Origin of the sequence: Tenacibaculum sp. MAR_2010_89 (genome assembly GCF_900105985.1) — a bacterium.
GTDB classification, from domain to species: Bacteria; Bacteroidota; Bacteroidia; order Flavobacteriales; family Flavobacteriaceae; genus Polaribacter; species Polaribacter halocynthiae.
Map to the genome: position 1 here is coordinate 11504 of NZ_FNUB01000002.1, position 22381 is coordinate 33884.

General features: G+C 31.0%; 17 protein-coding genes and 1 pseudogene. 8 read left to right on the plus strand and 10 right to left on the minus strand.

Annotated features, from left to right (window positions below; translation table 11 throughout):
• Positions 1-153: 153 nt before the first annotated feature.
• Positions 154-2538, plus strand: a complete 2385-nt coding sequence (locus tag BLV71_RS00300) for a penicillin acylase family protein (protein WP_093868624.1) — start codon at positions 154-156, stop codon at positions 2536-2538.
• Between the two features lie 42 nt (positions 2539-2580).
• On the opposite strand, the gene BLV71_RS00305 is transcribed toward BLV71_RS00300, so the two are convergent.
• From BLV71_RS00305 to BLV71_RS00355, 10 genes are all read right to left on the minus strand, one after another.
• The gene (locus BLV71_RS00305; protein WP_093868625.1) at positions 2581-3921 is read right to left on the minus strand and encodes a DUF3526 domain-containing protein; all 1341 of its coding nucleotides are present in this window, start codon (positions 3919-3921) and stop codon (positions 2581-2583) included.
• Positions 3922-3923: 2 nt separating this feature from the next.
• Entirely contained in the window at positions 3924-5369 is a 1446-nt protein-coding gene (locus tag BLV71_RS00310) for an ABC transporter permease (RefSeq protein ID WP_093868626.1), read from the minus strand.
• A gap of 5 nt (positions 5370-5374) precedes the next feature.
• Entirely contained in the window at positions 5375-7873 is a 2499-nt protein-coding gene (locus BLV71_RS00315; RefSeq protein ID WP_093868627.1) for a TonB-dependent receptor, read from the minus strand.
• Between the two features lie 25 nt (positions 7874-7898).
• Positions 7899-8591, minus strand: a complete 693-nt coding sequence (locus tag BLV71_RS00320) for an ABC transporter ATP-binding protein (RefSeq protein WP_093868628.1) — start codon at positions 8589-8591, stop codon at positions 7899-7901.
• A 548-nt stretch (positions 8592-9139) separates the two neighbouring features.
• Positions 9140-9877 carry a nitroreductase family protein gene (locus tag BLV71_RS00330; protein ID WP_093868712.1) on the minus strand — a complete coding sequence of 246 codons (738 nt, stop codon included), beginning with the start codon at positions 9875-9877 and terminating at the stop codon, positions 9140-9142.
• Positions 9878-9884: 7 nt separating this feature from the next.
• On the minus strand, positions 9885-11258 hold the full coding sequence (locus tag BLV71_RS00335) for an aldehyde dehydrogenase (RefSeq protein WP_093868630.1): 1374 nt from the start codon (positions 11256-11258) through the stop codon (positions 9885-9887).
• Positions 11259-11263: 5 nt separating this feature from the next.
• Positions 11264-12295, minus strand: a complete 1032-nt coding sequence (locus BLV71_RS00340) for an alkane 1-monooxygenase (protein WP_093868631.1) — start codon at positions 12293-12295, stop codon at positions 11264-11266.
• Between the two features lie 26 nt (positions 12296-12321).
• Complete coding sequence (locus tag BLV71_RS00345) at positions 12322-13008, minus strand: RluA family pseudouridine synthase (RefSeq protein WP_093868632.1); 687 nt, start codon at positions 13006-13008, stop codon at positions 12322-12324.
• A gap of 25 nt (positions 13009-13033) precedes the next feature.
• Positions 13034-13645, minus strand: coding sequence for a ribosome biogenesis GTP-binding protein YihA/YsxC (gene yihA, locus BLV71_RS00350; RefSeq protein WP_093868633.1), 612 nt, complete (start codon positions 13643-13645; stop codon positions 13034-13036).
• Positions 13646-13661: 16 nt separating this feature from the next.
• The gene (locus BLV71_RS00355) at positions 13662-14426 is read right to left on the minus strand and encodes an alpha/beta fold hydrolase (RefSeq protein WP_093868634.1); all 765 of its coding nucleotides are present in this window, start codon (positions 14424-14426) and stop codon (positions 13662-13664) included.
• A 203-nt stretch (positions 14427-14629) separates the two neighbouring features.
• On the opposite strand from BLV71_RS00355, the gene mraZ reads away from it, so the two are divergent.
• From mraZ to murD, 7 genes and pseudogenes are all read left to right on the plus strand, one after another.
• A complete protein-coding gene (gene mraZ, locus BLV71_RS00360) occupies positions 14630-15097 on the plus strand; it encodes a division/cell wall cluster transcriptional repressor MraZ (protein WP_093868635.1) in 468 nt (155 codons plus the stop codon).
• Positions 15084-15980 carry a 16S rRNA (cytosine(1402)-N(4))-methyltransferase RsmH gene (rsmH, locus tag BLV71_RS00365; protein WP_093868636.1) on the plus strand — a complete coding sequence of 299 codons (897 nt, stop codon included), beginning with the start codon at positions 15084-15086 and terminating at the stop codon, positions 15978-15980. Before mraZ ends, rsmH begins: the two co-directional genes overlap by 14 nt.
• A gap of 5 nt (positions 15981-15985) precedes the next feature.
• A complete protein-coding gene (locus tag BLV71_RS00370) occupies positions 15986-16315 on the plus strand; it encodes an FtsL-like putative cell division protein (RefSeq protein ID WP_093868637.1) in 330 nt (109 codons plus the stop codon).
• 57 nt (positions 16316-16372) lie between these two features.
• A pseudogene (locus tag BLV71_RS00375) lies at positions 16373-18335 on the plus strand (penicillin-binding protein).
• Positions 18336-19802, plus strand: coding sequence for a UDP-N-acetylmuramoyl-L-alanyl-D-glutamate--2,6-diaminopimelate ligase (locus BLV71_RS00380; RefSeq protein WP_093868638.1), 1467 nt, complete (start codon positions 18336-18338; stop codon positions 19800-19802). It abuts the pseudogene before it with no gap.
• A 3-nt stretch (positions 19803-19805) separates the two neighbouring features.
• Entirely contained in the window at positions 19806-21032 is a 1227-nt protein-coding gene (gene mraY / locus BLV71_RS00385; RefSeq protein ID WP_093868639.1) for a phospho-N-acetylmuramoyl-pentapeptide-transferase, read from the plus strand.
• Entirely contained in the window at positions 21033-22367 is a 1335-nt protein-coding gene (gene murD / locus BLV71_RS00390) for a UDP-N-acetylmuramoyl-L-alanine--D-glutamate ligase (protein ID WP_093868640.1), read from the plus strand.
• The last annotated feature ends 14 nt before the right edge of the window (positions 22368-22381 follow it).

A 22381-nucleotide genomic window follows, 5' to 3' on the forward strand; every position in this document is an offset into this window, starting at 1 on the left:
TTAGGTGTTTTTTTGCTATTTATACTTTGTGTAAAAAGTGTGTATTATAAAATTATGAGTGTGTAAAAAATACACTGTTAAAACCCAAGCTAAAAAGTTAAGACGTATAATAAACAAACTAAATTTCTTTTATATTTGATGAAAAACAGATTTATGACTGTGTTTAAAAAATTATTAAAGGTAATTTTAGTTTTATTGACTTTACTATTTATAGGTATTTGGTTGTTTACCAGTAGTTTAAAACCTGTATATAATGGTGAAGTAGCTTTAGCCAACATATCTGAAAAAGTTACAGTATATTATGATGAAGTTGGAGTTCCACATATTAATGCTGAAAATGAAAAAGATGCCTATAAAGCTTTAGGGTATGTTCATGCACAAGATAGATTGTGGCAAATGGAACTAATAAGAAGAATAGCTGCGGGTAGATTATCTGAAATTTTTGGAAAAGAATTATTACGAGTTGACACGTTTTTTTCTGGATTAGGAATTGAGGAAGCAACAAAAAAAACAATTGAAAGATTAGATAAAAACTCACAATCATATCAATTAACACAATCATATTTAGATGGAATAAATCAATTTATGCAAGAAGGAGCAACACCTTTAGAGTTTTATATGGTAGGTGTAGATAAGGAAGAGTACACTTTAAGTGATATTTATAATGTGTATGGTTATATGGCGTTTAGTTTTGCTGTTGCTCATAAAACAGATCCTTTATTAACTGAAGTGAAGGAAAAATTAGGAGATGCTTATTTCGATGAACTTAATGGAGCTACGTTTGATAATTTAACAGTTATTAAAAACGAAAAAAATCCTGAATTAAAAGCTGGTTTTGCTAAAGCAATTAATACTTTATTAGAAAAGCTACCAGTATCTCCATTTATTGGAAGTAATTCATGGGTCATTGGACCGGAAAAAACTAAAAAAGGAAAAGTGATTTTTGCTAATGATCCACATATAGGGTTTTCTCAACCTTCTGTATGGTACCAATCGCATATTAAAACGCCTAGTTATGAAATGTATGGTTTTAATTTAGCATTAACTCCATTTCCTTTATTAGGTCATAATAAAGATTATGCTTACGGATTAACAATGTTTGAAAATGATGATGTAGATTTTTATTATGAACAAAATAACCCAGATAATGCTTTAGAATATAAAACACCTTTAGGTTATGAAAAGTATAAATTGATAAATAAAACCATAAAAGTTAAAGGAGAAAAAGACACTACATATCAAGTAAAGGTTAGTAAGCACGGTCCAATAATGAATGGATTGATTGAATTTCTAGATGATACTCGTCCTATAGCTATGCAGTGGATTTATACGAAGTTAAATAATGAGTTATTAGATGTTTCTTATGAAATGTCTCATGCTAACTCTTTATCTGATTTTAAAAAAGGAGCTAGTAAATTACACGCACCTGGATTGAATATTATGTATGGTGATGCTAAAAATAATATAGCCTGGTTTGCATCAGGGAAGTTATATAAATACAGAGACAGTTTAAATACTAAATTAATTTTAGATGGCGCTTCTGGAAAAGATGAGATATTGAGTTATTTGGATTTTGAGGAAAACCCTCAAGCAATAAATCCAAAAAATAACTATGTGTATTCAGCAAATAATCAACCAGATTCTATTGCTGGAATGCTATATCCCGGTTATTATTTACCTGAAAATAGAGCAAGAAGAATAGAGAATTTACTAGATGCTAAAAATGATTTCACAAAAGAAGATGTAGCTAAAATGATATATGATGTAACTTCAGTAACAGCTCCTGAAGTTATTGGTCATTTGATAAAAAGCATTGACAAATCTAAATTATCTCCTAGTGAAAAAAAAGCACTACAAATATTAAAAGCATGGAATGGAGTATTTGAAAAAGAACAAGTAGCTCCTGTTGTTTATAATCGTTTATGGTATGAGTTTGTACAAAATACTTTTAAAGATGAAATGGGAGATGCTTTAGAGCAATTTGTAAGTACTCCTCTTGAAGAAAAAGTAGTAGCAAGTCAAGTAAAAAAGAAAGTATCAGTTTGGTGGGATGATATTACAACGAAAGATAAAATAGAAACAAAGGAAGAGATAGTTACGAAATCATTTAAGAAAGCAATACTGTTTTTACAAAATCAATTAGGAGAAAATGTTGATGATTGGAGATGGGAAAGAGTAGCATCTGTAGAATATGAGCATGCTATAGGTAAAGCAGGAGGGCTTTTACGTAAGCTGTTTAATGTAGGTCCTTTTAAAACTATAGGGGGCGATCAAGTAATTAACAATCAGATTTATAAAATTGATAGTACTGGATATTATAAAGTAAGTGCTGGGCCATCAACTAGAAGAATTATTGATTTTTCAGATGTAGAAAACAGTATGGCTATTTTACCAACAGGGCAATCAGGAAATGTATTTAGTTCGTACTATAAAAATCAAGCACAGAAATATTTAGATGGGAAGTTTGTAAAAATGAAATTGAATCAACAGGAGATACAGAAGAGTGAAAATGTGTTGATTTTTATACCAAAGAAATAAATTATAGCCCAATCATAATAAAAATATGATTAGGCTATAAAATTAAATCTTTCTTAACTTTATAATTCCAAATAGTAATAAAAGGAAAGTAATTATAGTGATTGGAAGTATGTTTTTTACCCAAGAAGTAGAGCTATTCTTTTTGTAAACTTCAGGTGTAAAATTATTCCAATTAACGCTATTTGCTGAATTTTTATCAAATATTTTTGGATAAAATTCTAAACGTAGTTTTTCATGAAATTCAGTGGTTGCATTTAAAAAACTTACATGATTAGTAAGGCTTGTTCCAGCAATATCATTCATAACTAACTGAGTTTGCATAGGAGGGAAAAACTGTGCTATTTGTTTACTTAGCTTTTCTCTTTTAAGTATTTTTTCGCGTAAGGAGTTGCTTTCTTTTTTTGACTCATCATCACCCATTTGCTGCATTGCATAATACCACAACCAAGAAAAACCTTTTTCCTGTAACTTATAATCTGAAAATTGAGGATAATGTGCATAAAACTTATCTAAAGTTTCTTTTTTATCGGTATCCCATTTTTTGTGATATCCGTCTCTTTGCTTAATAGTCATTGTAAATGCTTCATCTACTGGATATTTGTTTGTTATATAATTGTTTGCCAAAACTGGTAAAAAAACTACTAAAAGTAACCAGCTACATAGTAATACAATTGCATTTGTATTTGAAGATTTTCTAAACATGATAACAAAAAAACAAATGGCAAACCAAAATGAAATATACAAGTAGCTAATTATAATAATCTTTAGAAAATTTACACTAAAAGAAATTTCTAAAATAATCTTAGCGAATAAAAAAAGTAACCCTAAAATAATAAAAACGAAACCAATTCTTATAGAGAATTTCTTTAACAAAAAGTTGAATGATGATTTTCCTTGAATAGTAATCATTTTCCAAGTTCCTTTTTCTATTTCTTCCGATAAAATATTGAAATTTAACGCAATAATAATTAGTGGGAAAAGAAAAATAATGAGAAAACTAATGTCTAAATTCCCAACAAGTAAACGCATTGGATTTACTAAGTCAGTATCGTACTTCTGGCCTTCTAAGTTTAAAATAGTAACATTTTGTATATGAGAATTCAAATCACTTTGCCCAATAGATATCCCAGCTAAAGAACTTACAGGATTGATGTAAGAAAATTTTAAATAATATAAAAGTAATCCTAAATCGTTTTTATGTAGACTCGTCTGTGTTTTAATATGTTTTTTTTGTTCAATTTTGGCTTTGGTAATTACTTCTTGTTTTTGTGTTAAAAATTGTTTTCCTGTTCCGATACTCAAAAAACCTAAAATCATTAAGATTCCAAAAGCTAACACTACTATTTTTGATCTAAAAAAATGTTTAATTAATAAAGAATACATGGCTAAATAATTTTAAAACGTTTAGAAAACTTAGTGATTAAAATTAGTACAAATAGCAACCAAAAAATCAATGTAGAAATAGCTAATAATTGATTTTTTATTATTTTTTGAATGGGCATATATTCATAACTAAATTTAGGAGCAGATTTCCAATAGGAACGATCAATAACATTAATTTTCCCTTCACTGCTTGTTGCTTTATTACTAATAAATTTCATTTGAAGTTCATTCATGTATTGCGATTGCTTGTATCTATATTTTTCTGTTTGAGATAAGAAATTTACATAGGTGTCAAAATCAGTCCCAGAAAAACTCATTGACAAATTTTTAATCGCTAAGTACGGATTCAACAATACCAATCCATTAGAGATGCTATTTTGTTTTTTATAAGTATTTATCAATTTTTTATGTTGATTGTTATAAATTGTAGACGATTGTTCTTCTCCTTTACTCATTACAAACCCACTATAATTAAAAGGTAAATCTTTTATGTTTGTAACTTTATGTACCTTTAAAACTGAATCACGGAGTGAATTGAAATATGGATCATCAGGATCATGACTATCACCAATTTTAGAAACTTCTTCTTCAATAGCAGCTTTAAATTCAATTTTTGAAAGGTTTGGATATATTGAATTTCCTACAACTTGTGCCATTTTAGGAACGATAATGAAAAACAATAACCAAACACTTAATAAACTTAAGAGTGCTTTGTTTGAGTTTTGACTCTTTCCTGAGAATACTACAGTTACACAACATAAAATCATGTAAAACAGAATATAACTAACGGTTATTAACAATGATCTTGTAGTTATTGCACTATTGATTGTTTCATTTTCTATAAAAGAAATTCCCCATAAAGAAAATAAAGATGGTAAAAAGAAAAGTGAAGAAACTAAAAATAATCCTAAAGATTTCCCTAAAAGTATTTCTTTAATACCAGCCCCCTGAATATAAATTATTTTAATCGTTCCGTTTTCTTTTTCTGAAGTAATTGCAGCGTATCCCAAAAAGAATATTATTAAAGGTAGAATTAGCTGTAATAACATGGTGATATTTAAATCACCAAAACGAACTAAGCCTGTAGATAAACTTGCTTCAGAAAAATTTGCTGTATTCTGCCTATGAGATTCTAAAAAAATAGAATTACCTGTAAAACTTTCTAGTCCAGAATCAAAAATACTTAATGGATGTTGTGCCCTAAAAACGAATGACCCAAAATGTGCCATTCTATGTGGATGTTTGTCTGGATTTTCATCCCAACTTTTTCTTGAAGATTCTTGATGATGTTCTACTGAATGATGCTTTTTTTCAAAAGCGGCCCAACTATTAGCAGTAACATACCCTAAAACTGCTAAATAAATAAATAAAAGCACTAAAAGACCTTTAGTAATAAAGGTCTTTTTAAAAAATTGCTTTGCTATTAAAATAACAAGTTTACTTTTCATGGTAATTAAAATTTATAGGTAGCATTTAGCATGAAGTTTCTTGGAGCTCCTGGACCTAATCTTGAAGGATTCAAACCTCCTAACCAATAAGTATTGTTAAATAAATTGTTTACTTTAAGAGTTAATTGCATACTTGTATTATTTGGCTTGTAATATACAGCGGCATCAAAAACTGTGTAATCTGGTAATAATACTCTATTAATAGCATATGTAGGGTTGTACCAAGTATATCTTTCATCTACATATTGGGCACCAAAACCGATTCCAATACCTTTTAAAGTTTCATTCTTAAAATCGTAACGTCCCCAGAAGTTTGCATTATGCTTTGGAGCTCCTCCTATTCGTGCTCCAATAAATTCAGGTATTGCATCTTCTACAATTTTAGCATCTGTATAACCGTAAGAAGCTGTAAGTTGAAAATTTGATGTTATATAACCAGAAACATCAAATTCAAATCCTTTACTACGTTGCTTACCTCTTGTTGTTAAATTATCTAAATCATAAGTATTACCTAATAAGATATTTTTTTGAGTAATATCAAACAAAGCAATGTTTGCAAATATTCTACCATTTAAAAATTCTCCTTTTGCACCAATTTCTTTTAAACTACTTTCTAGAGGCTCGAACCTGCTTGGTGAAGCCGCCCAAAAGAAACCTTCTGCTGTTGGCGATAATGAAACTGTATTTGTGTGAGGTTGGAAGCCTTCTAAATAAGTTCCATATGCACTAATATTGTTAGTGATTTCATAAGTTAAACCAATTCTTGGTACAAATGCATTTGTTTTAAATTCTTTTTCATCCGCTTTATAATTAAAAATATCAAAAAACCATTCATATCTTAAGTTTACTAATGCGGAGAATTTTCCAATCTTAAATTGATTTTGAATGTATATTCCATCAGATGAATTTAAATTTGCAGGAATTGTTAATTCAGAAAGATTGTAAGCACTTGTGTTTCTTGCACCGTTAAAAGGGTTTTCTAAATCAAAATGAGGAACAGCAGGGACTGGCATTGTTACACCATTTACAACCATTTGTTGAAAGTTAGCTGCGTTACTTGGGTTAAAATTTGCTTGACCACCACTAACTGTTAAATAGCGTCTTGCTCTATTGAATCCTGCTCCAATTTTTCTTTCCCAACGTGAAGCATCATAACCAATCAATATTTTATTAGTAATGTTTCCTGCTTTAATATCGTAATTAAAATATGCACTAAAGTTATCTGTTTCCCAAAACTGTTGTCTTTTATCATATCTCATTCTTGCAAGTGTAGGAATTATAGTACCATTAATGTCAACAGCTGAACCGTCTATTCTGTGTTCAGCTAAATCTTCATCCCAAGTTTGCTTCATATATTGAGCATTAAAACCAAAGTTTTCAGAAAATTTTTTATTGAAGCTAGCCATAAATGTTAGCTCTTTTGTTTTGTAATGGTCGTTTGATGCGCCAACATTCATTGTAATAGGTGTACTATTGATATCATACTCACCATTTATTGCTCCAAAAATTGGCTGACCTCTATCTAAATTACCTTCGGCATTGTTGTAAATCAATTCTACATTAAATGAAGTGTTTTCATTAGGTATGTAACTTAAAGAAGGAGAAAATAAAATGGCATTGTTATTTACAACATCTCTAAATGAATCTGCTTCTTGAAAAGCTGCGTTAACACGATATAATAATGTTTTTGACTCGTTTAGTGGCCCAGTAAAATCTGCGGTAGCTCTAATTGTTCCAAAACTTCCAGTAGCTAAAGAAACTTCACTACGTTTTTCTAATAATGGTTTTTTTGTAACCATATTCACAGTTCCTCCTGGATCAGAACTAGAGAAAGTTACAGAAGAAGGTCCTTTGATAACTTCTACACGTTCTAAATGTGATGTTATTGGTTGTAAAAAGTAATACTGACGAGTACGCATACCGTTAACTATTTGACCATCATCAGCCTGAGTAATACCTCTAATATTATAGTGATTGTATAAGCCAGTAGCAGATACATTACTTACTGTTTTTACAGCATCTGGTAATTGAAAAGCTAAACGATCAGAAATAAGTTCTTTAGTTACACTAGCTACAGCTTGTGGTAGTTCTTTATTTTTGATAGCTATTTTAGTTGCTGAAAAAGAATAATCACTGTTATAATCTTTTCTTGTTCTACCAATTATTTCAACCGATTGTAAATACTCATTAGATAAAGCTAGTATTATTTTTCCTAGGCCATAATTTTGTTTTGATGTAATTGTTATTTCCTGTTGGTAAGTTTTGTAACCTACATAAGATATTTGAATAATATGCAATCCATCTTTTTTTGTTTCAAGATAAAATTTTCCGTCAAGGTCAGATGCAGTATGAGTTTTGTTATTGTTTTTGCTTACTATAACTGTAGCTCCATAAATAGGTTGCTTATTGGCATCTATTAGAACTCCACTAATTTTAGATTGTGAGTGGGCTATTTGATACACGCAAAATGTTATTGCGAATAGAATTAATTTATTAATTTTCATGTTGCTATATTTAAAAGGAATTATTTTATATTGTTTTGATGTATAATTCTTGTAATTGTTGTGCGTTAATAGTTGAAGTTTCAGCTGTATGAACTATTGTGCCTTGTTTCATGATACCTATTCTAGAACCTACATTTACCGCATTAAAAATATCATGAGTAGCCATAAGGATCCCTACTCCATTTTTAGCAAGTTTTTTGCAGATTTCTGTAAAATCAAAAGAAGCTTTAGGGTCTAAACCAGAAGTAGGCTCATCCATTAAAATATATTTAGCATTTTTAGATAATGCAATAGCAATACCCACTTTTTGACGCATCCCTTTTGAATAAGTAGCTAACTTTTTTCGATGAGCCTCTTCTTGAAGTCCAACGGTGTTTAAAAAAGTAATTAACTCCTTTTCTGAATATTTAAAACCAGCTAATTGACTAAAGAAGTTTAAATTCTCCAGCCCAGTTAAATTTCTATATAACTGAACTATTTCAGGTATATAAGCTATGTTTTTTCTTACGTTACTATTATTAAGAGAAGAGCTGTTGTTTATAGTAGCGGTTCCTGACGTTGGTTTTAATAGTCCTAAAAAAATATTAATGGTGGTTGTTTTACCAGCACCATTTTGCCCTAGTAGGCAAAATATTTCTCCTGGAGCTACTGAAAAATTTAAATCTTTTAGTGCATGTTTATCCCCATAGCACATAGATAGGTTTATGGCTTGTAGCATTGAGTAGGTTTGTGTAATAATTTGTTTTGTGAAAAGAATTTCCTAGATTAAAAAGCGAATAAAAAATATTCTATATATACTTAATAAGTAAAAGTTTGATTACATATTAATTGCTTTATAAAAGGAATGGTATATTATAAGTAAAATGGTGGTGCTCTCGAATTTTCAGCTCCTATAAAGGAAGTTGTAAAATGTGAATTTATATAGTATACATTTAATCTTTGATAAAAAGTATTTATAAAATATTGTTGTTTATCAATATTCGTATATAAATTGTTTAGATTTAAATAACAGAAAGAGCACTCGTTTTCAGAATCGCTAACTTTAACAATATCTTTAGAAGATGTAACTTTTGTTGAATTGTGATGAAAAAAAGAGTGAAAAAAAGTAGATAGGTGCATCATTATCATGAGTCCTAAAAAAAGTTTGCCTACTATTTTTTTGTGTTTTTTCACATGGCAAAGATATACATTTTTTCTTCTAACGCAACTTTGTTGCTTAATTGTGGTTTTAAAATTTTATCCGAACTGATTTTTGGTGTTAAAAACTTAAATTTTTTTATAAACTTCGTCAAAAGGTATTCTAAAGCGTTTTCCATAAACTCCTTCAGGTTTTCTAATACCACAAGAAACAATCATGTTGATTTCTGCACTAACTGGTAGGCCTAAAACACGTTTTATACGCCAAGTATCTGAACCTTCCATAGGGCAAGTATCATACCCTTCTGAAGCCATTGATAACATAAAAGTTTGAGCAGCTAAACCACAAGTTTTATGAGCAACAATTCGCATGTCGCTGTTTTTAACTTCACGATATATTGGTTTAAATAGTCCTGTAATTAAAGTTAACAGGTATTTAAATATGCCTAAAATTCCGAAGAAATCAAAATATACAAATGGAATGAGTTTTCCATAATAGTTTCTTGCTACTTTTTCTCTACTACTTTGTTTGGATTTTGGAGTGTTTTTCCCAAAGGCTTCATCCATAAAATCTAAATTAGCTTTTGCGCGTTTCCTCCATAAATCTTTTCTAACTACAAAAACAACTAATTCTTGTGCTGTTTTTGCGGCGTTTTGATTAAAACACAATGGAGCTATTTTTGTAATAACCTCTTTAGAGGTTATATGATAAAACTCCCATAGTTGCATGTTACTGCTAGTAGGAGCTAAGCTAGCTTGTTCTATACATTTTTTTACAATAGAAGAATCAATTGTTTTGTTTTCATCATATATTCTTACAGAACGGCGATAATTAATAGCTTCTGATACTGTTTTTTGTTGTGTCATAATAGGGTTATCCAAGTTTCATTAAAGCTTTAAGTTGTTTTAATTTTCCTTTATATGGAGCATATCGAGTAGGAATATCTAACCATGTGCCTCTTGTTACTATTCCTTTTTTATGAGAGAAAGTGTCAAATGTTTGTTTTCCGTGGTAGCCTCCAATTCCACTTTCACCAACTCCACCAAAAGGTAATCTGTTATTTGCAAAATGTACAGTAGTATCATTTACAGTACCTCCTCCAAATGAATAACGTTTTATAATTTTTTTAGCAAAAGAATTACGATTAGTAAATACATATAATGCTAAAGGTTTGTCATAATTAGAAGTGATTTTTTCAATATCATTTTCATTTTCATAAGAAATAACTGGAAAAATAGGTCCAAAAATTTCACCTTTCATACACTCACTATCTAAGCTAGGTTCATCTAACAAGGTAGGTGAAATATAGTTGCTATCTTTATTGGTTTTACCACCAATTAATACCTTTTCATTGGTTAACATTTTAGCTAAACGATCAAAATTTCGAGCATTTACAATACGAGGGTAATCTAGAGATTCACTAGGATTATCACCATAAGCTTTTGATATTTCTTCTTTAAAATAACGAACAAAACTATCTTTAACAGTTTTATGAATTAATAAATAATCTGGAGCAATACACGTTTGTCCTCCGTTAATAAATTTACCCCATACAATTCGTTTAGCGGCTAATTTAATATTAGCTGTGTCATCAACAATACATGGGCTTTTACCTCCCAGTTCTAATGTTACGGGAGTTAAGTGCTCAGCAGCTGCTTTAGCAACAATTTTTCCAACAGGAACACTACCTGTAAAAAAAATATAGTCCCAACGTTGTGCTAATAACTCCTGAGCAACTGGTACACCACCTTCAACAACAGTAACATGGTTGATGTCAAAAACATTTTCAATAATTTCTTTAGTTATTTTACTTGTATTAGGTGTTAATTCTGAAGGTTTTACAATAATTGTATTTCCAGCAGCTATAGCTCCAATTAAAGGAGAAAAAGCCAATTGATATGGGTAATTCCAAGGAGCAATAATTAAAACCGTTCCATAAGGTTCTTTGTATATCTTAGCAGAAGAGGGAAAGTTTAAAATAGAAGGTAAAACCCGTGTAGGTTTACTCCAAGAATGAATATTTTTAATAGTCATCCTTAATTCAGAAATCACAATAGAGATTTCAGTCATTACTGCTTCGTATTCCGGTTTTTTAAAATCATCGTACAAAGCTTTAATAATTTCACGTTCTCTTTTTATTAATTCTTTTAATAAGCGCTTTAAGATATTTTTTCTAAATGCTATATCTTTAGTTTGTTGGCTTGTAAAGAATTTTCTTTGATGCTGAATAAGTTGAGGGATGTTCATTTTGCTTAGAGTTCTTCTAGTTTTTTATTCATTAATTTGAACCATAATGGAGGAAATAGAGCTAGTAGCATCATTCCAGGATAACCCGTAGGCATTTGTGGACTTTCCGGTAATGATTTTAATAATTGGTAATGTTTACTTCCATTATAATGATGATCTGAATGTCGAGATAAATTAAACAACATTGTTTTCCCGATTACATGATCAGAGTTCCAGGAATGTGTTCTTTTAACGCGCTCATATCTTCCTCTTTCGTTTTTCTTACGTAATAGTCCGTAATGTTCAATATAGTTTACAGTTTCAAGTAATAAAATTCCTATTATTGCTGTGATTAAAAATATAAGAAGCATTTTTAATCCTAAGAAAAAGAATAAGCTACCTAGTAAAATAATATTACAAAAAGTATAGATTAACATTCTGTTTTGATAGTGAAACCAGCTTTTTTCTGAGTTTTTTAATCGTATGCTTTCTGTTTTCCAAGCCTGATAATAACTTTGAAAATGAGAGCGAAACCAAAAGAGGTAAATTATTTCATTTTTTCTTGCAGTAGCTGCGTCTTTAGGGGTTGCCACATTAAAATGATGACCTGCATTATGATAAGGTAGAAAGTGAGTGTTTAAAGAGGTTAGTAATAAAACTTCTCCTAAAAATTCATCAAACCTATTATTTCGATGACCAAGTTCATGGCCAACATTGATACCTATAACACCACACATTAATCCCATAGCAAAAACTCTACCAATAGTATCTGTAAATGTAAGGTTAGGATCTTGCATTATAATAAAGAACCATCCTAAAAAGAATAACTGTAAAGGAACGGTGAAGTATAAGATGCCAGTATATATCTTATTTTCTTTTTCTATATCTTCTTGATCTTGTGTGAGGTTTTTTTTATCTGGAGAAAAAAAAAGTTCCAAAAAAGGTACAAGCCCAAAAAATGTAATTAGTGGTAAAAAAGTAAATAAGCCATTTTGTGTAAAAGAAATATATACTGTTAGTGGTAAAACTAAAATAGATAAATACTTGAAGGCTTTCATTGTTGAAATTTGTCTAAATATACAAATTACATACAAGCATCCCAAATTGAATCTTTAGGTGTAGGTGCTACAACTTTAATAAAATCGTTATTTACAGGATGAATGAACTCAATTTTTCGTGCATGTAAATGAATACTTCCATCTTTATTACTTCTGTTAAATCCGTATTTTAAATCTCCTTTTATAGGGCTTCCAATGTTTGAAAGTTGCACCCTAATTTGATGGTGTCGACCAGTTTCTAAATCAATTTCTAATAAAGAGTAATTGTCTAAACGCTTAATGGTCTTATAATGAAGTATAGCTTTTTTGCTTTCCTTAATTTCTTTATCGTATGCTGAAGATTTATTGTTCTTTGGATTTTTTTTAAGGTAATTAATTAAAGTGTTACTTTCTTTTTTTGGTTGTTGTTTTACAACTGCCCAGTATGTTTTTTTTATGGTTTTATCACGTAACATTTTATTTAATCGCTCTAAAGCTTTCGAAGTGCGAGCATAAATAATTACACCAGAAGTAGGTCTATCTAACCGATGAACCGTTCCTAAAAATACATTTCCAGGTTTGTTATATTTCTTTTTAATGTATTCTTTAACAACATCGCTTAGAGGTTTGTCTCCAGTTTTATCACCTTGAGTAATGTCTCCAGAACGTTTATTAACAATTATTAAATGATTGTCTTCGTGTAAAACTTCAAGGGTTTCTTTGGTTGAATGCATTTTGTTACTTTGAGGTAGCTACCAATTATTTAAAATCCTTAGCTACATCATGGTTTACCTGTTCAATAAAACTTAAAAACTCATCACGTCCAAGTCCAGTTGAAGATGAAGTTATAAATGAATTAGGAAGTGTTTCCCATGTGTTTAAAAGCTTCTTTTTATAAGACGTAATTTGCTTGTTTAGTTTTGAACTTCCTAATTTATCTGCTTTAGTAAAAACGATACAAAAAGGAATTTGATTTTGGCCAAGGAATTGCATAAATTCTAAATCGATCTTTTGAGGATCATGGCGGCTATCAATTAAAACAAAGGTGCATACTAGTTGTTCTCTTTCTTTAAAATAATTTTCAATAAAATATTGAAAGATTGTTCTTTTCTTTTTAGAAACTTTGGCATAACCGTATCCAGGTAAATCCACTAAAAACCACTCGTCATTAATTTTAAAATGATTAATAAGTTGAGTTTTTCCAGGTTTTCCAGATATTTTAGCTAAATCTTTACGCTCCATTAACATGTTGATTAATGAAGATTTACCTACATTAGATCGGCCAATGAATGCATACTCAGGAAGTCGATCTTTTGGGGCTTTAGTAACATTAGAGTTACTCATTATAAAATCAGCTGATTTGATTTTCATGTAAATAAATAGCTTGTTATATATTACGTTTTGTTAACCACTCTTCTAAAAGACGATTAAACTCTTCAGGTGTCTCCATCATTGCTGCATGACCACATTTGTCTATCCAATATAAATCAGAGTTAGGTAATAATCTATGGAAATCTTCAGCAACTTCAGGAGGGGTTACTGTATCTTGTTTTCCCCAAATTAAACATGTTGGTTGCTCCATATTTGGCAAATCATTCGCCATATTATGCCTTACAGCGCTTTTTGCAATAGCTAATGTTCTAATTAATGTATTTCTATCATTAATAACTTCATAAACTTGATCAACAAGTTCATCAGTTGCTATCTCAGGATTGTAAAAAACATCACGAGTTTTGTTTCTAACAAATTCTTTATCTCCACGTCTAGGGTAATTATTCCCCATTGAATTTTCATATAAACCAGAACTACCAGTTAAAACTAGGGCAGCAATGTCTTTCGGATAGTGTTTAATATAGTATAAAGCAATATGGCCTCCTAATGAATTACCTAATAAAACAACATCTTTTAAGTTTTTGAATTCAATAAATTCATATATAAACTTAGCTAAATTTTTAACGTTTGTTTTTAGTAGAGGAAGTGAATATAAAGGGAGTTCAGGAATTATAACCTTATATCCTTTTTTTGATAAATAGCTAAAAGTTGCGTCAAAATTACTCAATGCTCCCATGAGCCCGTGTAAAACGATGATCGGTGTTCCTTCTCCAGCTTCTGCGTATGTAAATTTGCCTTCTTTTTTTAAAAATTCAGTCATAAAAAAGTTTGATTTGACTTATCGACAAATGTAGTTTTTTTTTAGCACATTTTCATTTTTATTATTTTCATTAGAAGAGATAGTGTAAAGGTGTTTGTTATCAGTGTTTTAAGTGTTGTAGTAAAACTTATTAACAAAGTGGGGTAAAGTGGTAAAAAGTGGTAATTTTTTTATATTTTTGATGCAAACTATCAATTTATTAAGTGGTAAACCTAATTGGGACATATGAGTGTAAGATGGATGCTAAAGGAAGGTTGATGATGTCATCGGCTTTTAAGAAGCAATTATCATCAGTGTTACAAGATGGTTTTGTTGTTAAACGTTCTGTTTTTCAGTCATGTTTGGAGTTGTATCCGATGAAAGAGTGGAGTTTGATGATGGGTAAAGTGAATAAGTTGAATCGTTTTGTTAAAAAGAATAATGATTTCATAAGGAGATTTACTGCGGGGGTAAAGATAGTGGAGGTTGACGCTTCTGGGAGGATTTTAATCCCGAAAGATTTATGTCAGTTTGCAGGTTTGAGTAAAGAGCTTGTCTTGTCTTCTGCTGTTAATATTATTGAGATTTGGGATAAAGTAGAGTACGAAAAAGTAATAGATGAAGCTGTTGTTGATTTTGCAGATTTGGCAGAAGAGGTGATGGGAAATACAGAGGTAGATGAATTATCATAGTCCAGTATTATTGAAGGAAAGTGTGGATGCGCTTGATATAAAAGAAGATGGTGTTTATGTGGATGTTACATTTGGTGGAGGTGGTCATTCACGGGAGATTTTGAGTCGCTTGGGAGAGAATGGGAGGTTGTTTGCTTTTGATCAAGATCCAGATGCACATGCTAATAAAATTGAAGATGACCGATTTGTATTGATAGGCGAGAATTTTAGATTTATATCTAGGTTTTTGAGGTTTTATGGAGTGAAGAAGGTTGATGGTGTTTTGGCTGATTTGGGGGTTTCTTCTCATCAGTTCGATGCTGCTGAAAGAGGTTTTTCAACAAGGTTCGATGCTGATTTGGATATGAGGATGGATCAGAAGTCAAAGCTTTCAGCTAGGAAAATTATAAATACTTACGGAGAGCAAGAGTTGTCTGATGTTTTGTTTTTGTATGGAGAGCTTAGAAATGCTAAGGTATTGGCTAAAACAATAGTTGAGGCTAGAGAGGTAGAAGAAGTGAAAACAAGTTTTCAATTAAAAGAGGTTTTACAAAGGTTTCTTCCTAAGGCGAAAGAGCATAAGATATTGGCTCAAATATTTCAAGCTATTCGTATAGAAGTAAATCAAGAACTAGAGGTGTTAAAGGAGTTTTTGCAGCAAATGCCGCAGTTGTTAAATGAGGAAGGACGATTAAGTGTAATAGCATATCATTCTTTAGAGGATAGGTTGGTTAAGCGCTTTATTAGAACTGGATTGTTTAGTGGTGAGCCTGAGAAAGATTTTTTTGGAAACATAAGTGTTCCTTTAAAAAAGGTGGGGAAGTTAATTGTGCCTACTAGAGAAGAGATAAAAGAGAATAATAGGGCTAGGAGTGCTAAGTTAAGGATAGCAACGCTAAAATAGTTTTTATGTCTAAAGTTAGAAGAAGTGTTTATGATGTTTTGAGGGGTAGTTTTCTTACTGATGAAAGTGCTTTTAAAAACTGGCGAATACTTATTTTTATAGTAGGATTGTTACTTATCATGATTTCAAGTGCGCATAGTGCAGATGCAAAGGTGGTAAAGATAGCGGAGTTGAATAGAGAAAAAAGACGGTTAAGGGCGGAAAATGTTGATACGAGTACTATTTTAATGCGGATGAAGTTAGAAAGTAGTATTCGTAAAAAGGTGAAAGGAAAAAAACTTAAGCCGGCAAAAACTCCCCCGAAAAAAATTAAAGTAACCTTAAAAAAAGAATAAATAATAATGGTGGTAAAAAAAGGCATATTAAATAAACTCTATGTAGTTGTAATTTTAATGACGCTTTTTTTTGTGGTTATTGTTTTTAGGGTTTTTAAACTTCAGTATATAGATGGAGATAAGTATAGGAAATTATCTCAAGAAAAAACAGTTAGAAACGACACAATATTCGCAAATAGGGGGAATGTGTATGCTTCGGATGGTAATTTATTAGCAACTTCAATGTCTAAATTTACTATAAGAATGGATGTGATGACGGTGAAATCTGGTGTTTTTGAAAAAAATATTAGAGGGTTGTCAGAGTCTTTGTCTAGATTGTTGGGGAAATCAGCAGATTATTATCAAAAAAAATTAAGAAACGCAAAAAAAACGTAAAAACCGTTATTTGTTAATTGCAAGAAATATAGGGTATAATGATTATGCTAAAATAAAAACTTTTCCAATTTTAAGGCTAGGTATTTATAGAGGAGGTTTTATTGCTGAGCAAGAAACTGTAAGGGTGCATCCAATAGGTAAGATTGCGGAAAGAACGATAGGTTATGATGATTACAGAGGAGGGGCAGGTATAGAAGGAGCTTTTGCAGGTTACATGGAGGGGAAAAATGGAATGAGATTGAAGCAGAAAATTGCAAAAGGGCAGTGGAAACCGATTAATGATGTAAATGAGAAAGAACCCATTGATGGTCATGATATAATAACAACAATCGATGTTAATATTCAAGATATAACTCATCATGCTTTATTAAAAAGGTTAGAAGATTTTGATGCAGAGCATGGATGTGCTGTTGTTATGGAAGTGGCAACTGGTAAAATTAAAGCGATTTCTAATCTTGGTAGAACTTCAAAAGGGAAGTATTATGAAAAAAGAAATTATGCTGTATGGGAAAGTCATGAACCAGGATCAACATTTAAGTTAGCGAGTTTAATGGCGGCTTTAGATGATAAGGTTGCAGATACTTCTACGGTAGTTGACTGTGGTAAAGGGAAAATTTTTATTAATAATAGAAAAGTTGAGGATAGTAAGTATGGGGGGTACGGAAAGATATCGTTAGCTAGAGTTTTTGAGGTTTCATCAAATGTTGGGATTGTAAAGACAATAAGAAAGCATTATGATAAAAACCCTAAAAAATTTATTGATAAAATTAAATCCTTTGGTTTAGATAAACAAACTGGAGTAAAAATAAAAGGAGAAGGAAAGCCTTATATACCCAATCCGAAGGAAAAAAGCTGGAGTCCTATTTCATTAGAGTGGATGGCTTGGGGTTATGGAGTTTCGTTGACGCCTTTGCAAACGCTAGCTTTTTATAATGCAGTAGCTAATAATGGGAAGTTAGTTAAGCCTTATTTTGTGAAAGAGTTAAGGATGGGGAATAGAGTTGATAAAAGTTTCGGAACAGAAGTTTTGAAAGAGAAAATAGCTTCTCAAAAAACATTAGATAAAATTAGAAAAGTGATGGAGAATGTAGTTGAGAAAGGAACTGCTAAAAAAATATATTCTTCTAATTTTTCAATGGCAGGTAAAACAGGTACTGCAAAAAAATACATTCCAAGGCATAAAGATGGAAATGGAAAAGTGGTAGCTGGTCATTATTCAAATAAAAAATATGTGGCATCATTTGCTGGTTTTTTTCCAGCTAAAGAGCCTAAATATTCATGTATAGTTGTAGTGCACGAGCCTAAGAAAGAAAAAGGATATTACGGGGCGGATGTTGCTGCTCCTATATTTAAAGAAATAGCACAAAAAATATACACAACTACACCTATTGATAATCAGTCAGTTTCTGATACTATTTCTTTTGCGAAAATAGATAAACAATATCAGGATTATTATGAGAAATTAGGGAAGTACAAAACAATTATGCCAAAGGTTGTTAATATGAGTGGTATGGATGCTATTTCGTTGTTGGAGAATATGGGGTTGAAAGTCAAATTCTCTGGAATGGGGAAGGTGATGGAGCAATCAATAAAAAAAGGAGTGAAAGTATCAAAAGGAGCAACTGTTTATTTAAGATTATTATAGTTGAAAAGGTTAAAAGACATATTGTATAAGGTATCTGTAAATTCTATTTTCGGAAGTACAGATGTGGGGATTAATGAAGTTATTTTTGATAGTAGAAAGGTTGGTGATAAAGATCTTTTTGTTGCTCAAAGAGGAGTGTCTGTTGATGGGCATTTGTTTATAGATAAAGCTATTTTATCTGGGGCTTCTGTTATTGTTTGTGAGAAAACTCCAGAAGCTAAAGATGAGAGAGTGACTTATGTTGAGGTAGATAATTCAAGTAGTGCTTTGGCTATTATTTCAGCTAATTTTTATGAAAATCCTTCGAAGAAATTAAAATTAATAGGGGTAACTGGTACAAATGGTAAAACAACTATTGCTACACTTTTGTGTCAGTTATTTAAGAAGACTGAATTTAAAGTAGGTTTATTATCTACCGTAAAAGTTGTAGTTAATGCTAAAGAGTATAAAGCAACACATACCACTCCAGATTCGGTTATGATTAATAGATATTTAGCTGAAATGGTGGAAGAAGGTGTTGAGTATTGTTTTATGGAAGTGAGTTCGCATGGAATTCATCAAAAAAGAACAGAAGGGTTAGAGTTTGTTGGTGGGGTGTTTACAAATCTATCTCACGATCATTTAGACTATCATGAAACGTTTGCTGAGTATAGGGATGTTAAAAAAGAGTTTTTTGATTCATTACCTAAGACGTCATTTGCTTTGGTGAATATTGATGATAAAAACGGACAGATAATGCTGCAAAACTGTAAAGCTAATAAGCAAACATATGCATTAAAAACATTAGCTGATTTTAAAGCTAAGGTTTTAGAGAAAAGTTTTTCAGGAAGTTTGTTAACTGTAAATGGAGTAGAAGTTTGGACAAAGTTAATAGGTGTTTTCAATGCGTATAATTTGTTGGCAATATATGGTGTGGCAAATTTATTAGGCTTGGAGAAAATTGAAATATTAAGATTGTTGAGTGATTTGGAGAGTGTTAGTGGTCGTTTTCAGTACACTGTATCAGATGATAGAGTAACTGGGATTGTTGATTATGCACACACGCCAGATGCTTTAAGAAATGTTTTACAGACGGTAAATGATATAAGAACAGGGAATGAACAAGTAATAACTGTTGTTGGTTGTGGTGGAGATAGAGATAAAACTAAAAGGCCAAAAATGGCTCATATAGCATCTCAATTAAGTAATCAGGTAGTATTTACTTCAGATAATCCAAGAACTGAAGATCCGCAAGTAATAATTGATGAGATGGAAGTAGGAGTGGCTGCTGAAAATTACAAAAAAACATTGTCAGTTTTAGATCGACGGCAGGCTATAAAAACGGCATGTAAGTTGTCTAAGCCTGGTGATATAATTTTAATAGCAGGAAAAGGGCATGAAAATTATCAAGAGATAAATGGTGAAAGAAGTCATTTTGATGATTTAGAAGAAGTGATAAATTGTTTTAATCAATTAAAAAAATCATAACGAATGCTGTATTATATTTTTCAATATTTAGAAAATGAATTTAATTTAACTGGAGCAAGTGTGTTTCAGTTTATAACATTTCGTGCAGCATCTGCATTTATTTTGTCGTTATTGATATCTATGATTTTTGGAAAAAAAATCATAAACTTTTTAAGGAGACAACAAGTAGGAGAAACTGTTCGTGATTTAGGGTTAGATGGGCAAGCTCAAAAATCTGGTACTCCAACTATGGGAGGAATCATCATTATTTTGGCAACTTTAATACCAGTATTGTTGTTAGCAAAGCTTGAAAATATTTATATCATAATATTATTGATAACCACATTATGGATGGGGGTTATTGGTTTTACTGATGATTATATAAAAGTATTCAAAAAAGATAAAGGAGGATTAAAAGGTAAGTTTAAAGTTTTAGGTCAAGTAGGTTTGGGTGTAATTGTAGGAGCGATGCTTTATTTTCATCCAGATGTAACAATAAAAGAACAATTGCCTCTAGCAGAACAAACTATTCAGGAAAATGGAAAAAAGAAAGTTTTTGGAGATGCGCATAAATCTACAAAAACAACAGTTCCTTTTTTGAAAGATAATGAATTGGATTATGCAAAAGCATTAAGTTTTTTAGGAGACGGTTATAGGAAATATGGTTGGGTAGTGTTCATTTTTGTTGTAGTTTTTATTGTAACAGGAATATCTAATGGAGCTAATTTAACAGACGGAATAGATGGGTTAGCGGCAGGTACGTCGGCAATAATGGTTATTGCGTTGGCAATTTTTGCATGGGTATCTGGAAATATAATTTTTGCAGATTATTTAGATGTAATGTACATACCAAAGTCAGGGGAAATGACTGTTTTTATATTTGCTTTTGCAGGAGCTTTGATAGGCTTTTTATGGTATAATACCTTTCCAGCTCAGGTTTTTATGGGAGATACAGGTAGTTTAACTATTGGAGGTATCATAGCTGTAATTGCTATTGCTATTCGAAAAGAATTATTGTTGCCTATTTTGGCTGGGGTTTTTGTAATTGAGAATTTATCAGTGATTTTACAAGTGTCTTATTTTAAATACACAAAGAAGAAATTTGGTGAAGGTAGACGAATTTTTAAAATGTCACCTATCCATCATCATTATCAAAAAAGCGGGTTTCACGAAAGTAAGATTGTTACCAGATTTTGGATTGTAGGTATTTTATTGGCAGTATTTGCTATGGTAACCCTAAAGTTGAGATAAATGAAGCGATTGGTTGTTTTAGGAGGTGGAGAAAGCGGAGTAGGTACAGCTCTTTTAGGGAAACAAAAAGGTTTTGAGGTTTTTGTTACCGATAAAGGAGTGATAGCAGAAAAATATAAAAAAGTTCTTTTAAATAATGTTATTGAATTTGAAGAAGGTAGGCATACAGAGTCTGAAGTGTTTTCTGCTGATGTGGTAATGAAAAGCCCAGGGATTCCTGATAGTGTTCCATTGGTTCAAGAATTAAAACAAAAAGGAATTTTAGTTATTTCTGAAATAGAATTTGCAAATGAGTTTACTCAGGCAACGTTAGTAGGAATAACAGGAGCAAATGGTAAAACAACTACCACTTTGATTACGCATTATTTATTAAAAAATGCTGGATTGAATGTTGGTGTAGCGGGTAATATTGGTGATAGTTTTGCAAAGCAATTAGTAGAACAGAGTTATGATGAGTATGTGTTGGAATTGAGTAGTTTTCAGTTAGATGGAATTAATAATTTTAGTCCTCACATAGCTATAATAACAAATATAACTCCTGATCACCTAGATAGATATGATAACAATTTTGATAAGTATATAGCGTCAAAATTTAGAATAACAAAAAATCAAACAGAAAAAGATTTTTTAATATATGATGCTGATGATAAGGTAGTCACTGACTGGTTGGAAAATAATATAACAAAAGCAATATTAGTTCCTTTTTCATTAGAGAAAGAATTGGTTTATGGTGTTTTTGTAAGAAAAGATAAAATAATAATGAAATTAAATACAGAAGAGGTTCTAATGAATGTTTCAGATTTGAAATTACAAGGTAAGCATAATACAAAAAATGCAATGGCTTCTGCTATGGCGGCAAGATTGTTGAAAGTGAGAAAAGAAACTATTGCAGAAAGTTTATCAGACTTTGAAGGTGTTGAGCATCGTTTAGAGAATGTGCAAAAAATCAATGGTGTTCAATATATAAATGATAGTAAAGCAACCAATGTGAATGCAACATATTATGCCTTGGAGTGTATGGATAGTGCTACTGTTTGGATTGTAGGTGGTGTAGATAAGGGAAATGATTATGCAGATTTATTGCCATTGGTAAGAGAAAAAGTAAAAGGTATTGTTTGTTTAGGTTTAGATAACCAAAAGATAATTGAAACTTTTGGAAATGTGGTTGATGTTTTGGTACAGACGGCTGGAGCTGAAGAAGCTGTTAAGGTAGCGCATAAGATTGCTCAGAAAGGTGATACTGTTTTATTATCGCCAGCTTGTGCTAGTTTTGATTTATTTGATAGCTATGAAGATAGGGGATTGAAATTTAAAGAAGCAGTAAAGAATTTATAGATTAAAAAAAGAGT